The sequence below is a fragment of the Frankia gtarii genome, from assembly GCF_025403375.1.
Lineage (GTDB): Bacteria > Actinomycetota > Actinomycetes > Frankiales > Frankiaceae > Frankia > Frankia gtarii.
The window spans coordinates 1-4,131 of sequence record NZ_JAMPTM010000413.1 but is presented as its reverse complement, the minus strand read 5'-3'; the positions used below and the strand labels follow the sequence as shown (position 1 = coordinate 4,131).

Here is a 4,131-nt window from a genome sequence, read left to right as displayed (position 1 = left end):
TAAGAGACAGGGCCCGGACCGCACCGCATCCCCGGCCCTCGGGTGCGGGGTGCTGGTGCCGCCGCCGGGTGCGTGGCCGGCTTCGTCGCCCGGCGGGCGCTCGTCCACGCCGCCGCGGGCGAGAGGTTCGGACTTGGTCCAGATCGTGACCAGCCCGTCGGTGCCATCCGCCGCACTCGTCCCCCACCGCTCGGCCGGCTGCCAGGCGGCATGCTGGCCCGACGGGGACGCCTCCCCGACCGGCCTGGACGGTGCGCGCCCGGCGGTTGCGGCCGGTGGGCCGGCCCGGTCCGCGGGCGTCTGCGGGCCGGAGTGGCCGGCCCGCCTGGGGATCGGCGGGAACTCGGGCGGCGCCCCGCCGAGCTGAGGATCCGTGACGGGGGTGAGCGGGGTGAGGGGGTCCGCGGCGGCCCCGGGCCGGGCCCCCCGCGGGTTGGTGATCAGCGGCCGGATGAGCGCGGTCACCTCGGACAGGGACAGCGGCGGCTGCGGGACCGCGACCGGTTCGTCGGCACGCAGGTCCAGCAGCCGGGCGTAGAGCTCCTCGGCGCGGGGCCGGTCCGCGGCGACCTTGCGCATCGCATCCTCGACGAGCGGGCGCAGGCTGTCCTCGAACCCGTCGAGTGCGGGCGGTTCGTTCACGGTCCGGAACAGCAGCCCCGGCGTCGGGCCACCGCCGAACGGGTAGCGGCCGGTCCCGGCGTAGATGAGGACCCCGCCCCAGGCGAACACGTCCGCCGCGGAGGTGACCGGCTCGCCCCGGGCCTGCTCGGGCGCCATGAAGGTCGGCGTCCCCATTTGGTGGTCCGAGCCGTAGCGGTCGAGATCGCGCCTGGTGGCGGTGTCCAGGGCGCGGGCGATGCCGAAGTCGATGACCTTGGGGCCGAGCCGGGACAGCAGGATGTTGGACGGTTTGAGATCGCGGTGCACGATGCCGGCCCGGTGGATCGCCATCAGGGCGGTCGTCATGCTCACCGCGAGCTGGTGCAGCTCCGCCGGGCTCAGTGGGCCGCGTCCGGCCACCGCCTCGGCGAGCGTCGGACCGTCGACGAACTCGGTGATCAGGTACGGCTGCTCGGCGTTGATGTCAACGTCGAGGACCGCGGCGGTGCAGAACCGGGCCACCCGGCGGGCGTTGTCGGCCTCCTGCTTCAACCGCGCCCGGAACTCGGCGAGACGGGCAAGATCCGGCCGGATGAGCTTGACGGCCACCTGCCCGCCGGCCGGGTTCACGCCCAGGTAGACCGTGCCCATGCCGCCCGCCCCGAGCCGGCGCAGCAGCCGGTAGGGGCCGACCTGGGTCGGCGCCCCGGAACCCGGCCCGGGACGACGGTCGTCCGCGCCGTCGGCGGTGGCGCCGTGACCGGATGGGTGGGACATCGGTGCGTCACTCCCGCCCTGGTCGTCGAGGATGCCGGCCGACGCTCTGCCGGCGGCTAGCGGCTAGCGGCGCTGCGCCCTGGCCCGGCGCCGCCCCCGAGCTGCCAACTGGTAGTGCACGGCCAGGAAGGACAGCGCGAGGAACAGCGGGAGCAGCACCGAGGGCGCGGTCGCGCTGGTGTCCGCGGAGACGAGCACCATGTCGATGCCGGCGTTGAGGTCCTTGCCGCAATTGACCTCCACCGGACGGTAACCCGGCCGGAAGCTGGCGAACTGGACGACGGTCTCAAACGTACCGGCCTGGTCGGCGACGGCCCGCCCGACCAGCTCGCCGCTGGCCGTGAGCACGACCGGCGCCCCGGGTCGGCACCCGGCACCGCGGGCGAACAGCAGGTCCCCCGCGGTGACGACGGTCCGGTCGAACAGCAGCTCCCCGGGTTGTGCCTCCCGCGCCACCGGGGTGCCGACGGGCGGTTGCGGGGCCCCGGAGGCCAGCACCGCGGTGCACGCGCCGAGCACGCGAACGGTGCCCTTGGCGCAGCGCGGCGGCGCCGGAACGGCGCACAGCTCATCGAGCGGCACCGCTATGCCGCCCGGGCACAGCCGCCGCCCGGCCGGGCAGTCCAGCGTCGCCGCCCGCACCGAGCCGTCCCAGCAGACGACCGGGACCGGCGGTGACGGCTTCGGCGCCGGGCACGCCTCGCCCACCGGCACCCCTACCGGCGAGCCGGGGCAGAGCCGCTGCGGCAGCGGGCACTGGTCCGCACCTGCCCGCACCGACCCGTCCGGGCAGGTGACCGAGACGGCGTGCGACGGCTGTGAACTGCCGGTCGGGCTGGGTACGGGCTGGTCGGTCCGCGTGGCGGATGGCTCCGGGCAGGGCGTGGCGGCCACCGCCCGGCCGTGGGACTGCGCCGGGGCCGCGCTCTCGCAGGGCCGCGGCTCGTCGCAGCCCGGCGCCGGCGACGAGCCGACGGGGCATGGCGGGGTGCACCGTTCACCGGACGACTCGTCGGCGTCGGCCTCGGCCGCGCCGCACGTCGGCGCAGGGCACTGCCCGGCGGGGACGCCGGCAGACGCCGGGGGGCAGGCCGAGGAGGTGGGGTCGCACGTCCCCGCCGGACCGCGGATCATGCCGGTCGGGCAGGGTGCCGGGAGCGTGGAACACGCCTGGTCGGCGCCGGCGGTCGCATCGGCCGGGCACGCCGTCGGTCCAGGGGCGCACCCGTCTCGGGCACCGGCCGCCGTCCCGCCCGGGCATGCGGACGGGCTGTTCGTCGGGCTGCCGGACGGGCTGTTCGTCGGGCTGCCGGACGGGCTGGCCGAATCCGAGGACGCCGGGCCTCCAGTCAGCCGCGGGCTCTGCTCGCCACCGGCGCTCGACGACGGAGCCGGCTGGGTGCTCGGCGCGATCGGCAGCGGCGGGAGATCCGCCGGCGGAGGCGGTGCAGGCTCCGGGTTCTGGCCACCGGAAGCCGGCGGCGAGTCGCCCGGCGGGGCCTGCTCGCCCGACGAACCACCGCCGGACGAACCACCGCCGGACGAGGAGCCCTCGGACAATTCCGATCCCGATACGGCGCCGGAACTCGACAGATCGGCGGAACCCGACGGATCGGCGGAATCTACCGCAACAGTCGAATCCCGCGCGGCGACGGAATGGGGCGTGGAGGCGGCATCCGCCATCGCCGCATCGTTCACACCCGCCAGCCGGGGTGGTCCGATCAGGCCGGCAACCACACCCGCTCCCGCGCAAAGGAACAGAACGGCGAGAAAGACCGTCGGCACGACTCCGCGCCGCGACGGCCTCATGAACCGGTCGGTCGATCGATGACCTGACACCAGTGCGCCCCCCCGGGTGCGACCGGCAACACGTTGAGGCCGGCCCATCCCCACGACCCGCGAAAACACGTGATGCACGTTTGGCGGAAGTCCCACCATACGACGATCTATAGAATAACAGCCGACCGGCCGCACATCCCGGCCGCGGGGGGAAGTAGTGAGCATCGCATTGCCGGCCGCGCGGCCGGCTAGGGAAAGAATTGTTATCACTGTTTGCCTGGCAGCGTGCCTCGGTTGGCTCACGTTGTCCCTGGCACCCGCTGCCCATGCGACACCGGGGGGTGGCGTGGAGCTGGCCGTGACCATCGACGGGCAGCCGCTCGGCCGAGGCGACCTCGTTCTCGACGCCGGCGCGGTAGCCCGAGTGGTGGTCAGCCTGCAGAACCTGAGTCGCTCGAACCTGGACGTCGACTCCGTGCGGCTGAGCGGCGCCGTGCTGGGCCTGACGTTCTTCGACTACGACACCCGCGTCCGCACGACGGTGCCGGCCCGCGGCTCGGCGAACTGGACGGTCGATCTCGACATCCGGGACCTCGACGGGCGGGCGACCGGGCTGATGCCGGTCGAGGTAGCGATCCGGGACACCGATCTCCACACAGTGGCGAAGGCGACCGGAACCGCGAGCGTGCACGGTTCGCTGCTGTCCATCTATGGCCTGTTCGGGCTCGGCCTGCTGGTCCTGATGGGGCTGCTGTGGGCGGTGGCGCTGCTTCCGTTCGGGCGACACGCCGCACCGGCAACCTGGTGGCAGCGGGGCCTGCGGTTCCTGCCCGCCGGCTGCGCAGTCGGCCTGTTCGGCGCGTTCGCCCTCTCCGCGACCCGCCTGGTTACCCCCACCACCGCGGTCGACGTCGCCACCACCCTCATCGCGGCCGCCGTCTGCTTCACGGTCGGCGCCCTGCTGCCTCGGCT

Annotated in this window: 4 protein-coding genes; 2 read left to right on the top strand and 2 right to left on the bottom strand. The window is 74.5% G+C overall.

Translation table 11 applies throughout. From position 1 onward, the window contains the following. Nucleotides 1-1,380 (bottom strand): serine/threonine-protein kinase (locus NBZ83_RS30555; RefSeq protein WP_261576356.1); only part of this gene is annotated, 1,380 nt, incomplete at its 3' end. Between the two features lie 63 nt (nucleotides 1,381-1,443). Further along, nucleotides 1,444-1,962 carry a hypothetical protein gene (locus tag NBZ83_RS30550; RefSeq protein ID WP_261569469.1) on the bottom strand — a complete coding sequence of 173 codons (519 nt, stop codon included), beginning with the start codon at nucleotides 1,960-1,962 and terminating at the stop codon, nucleotides 1,444-1,446. A 4-nt stretch (nucleotides 1,963-1,966) separates the two neighbouring features. On the opposite strand from NBZ83_RS30550, the gene NBZ83_RS30545 reads away from it, so the two are divergent. Together NBZ83_RS30545 and NBZ83_RS30540 are read left to right on the top strand one after the other, a co-directional pair. After that, nucleotides 1,967-3,211, top strand: a complete 1,245-nt coding sequence (locus NBZ83_RS30545) for a hypothetical protein (RefSeq protein WP_261576355.1) — start codon at nucleotides 1,967-1,969, stop codon at nucleotides 3,209-3,211. A gap of 306 nt (nucleotides 3,212-3,517) precedes the next feature. Further along, on the top strand, nucleotides 3,518-4,131 hold a 614-nt coding region (locus tag NBZ83_RS30540; protein ID WP_261576354.1), incomplete at its 3' end, for a hypothetical protein.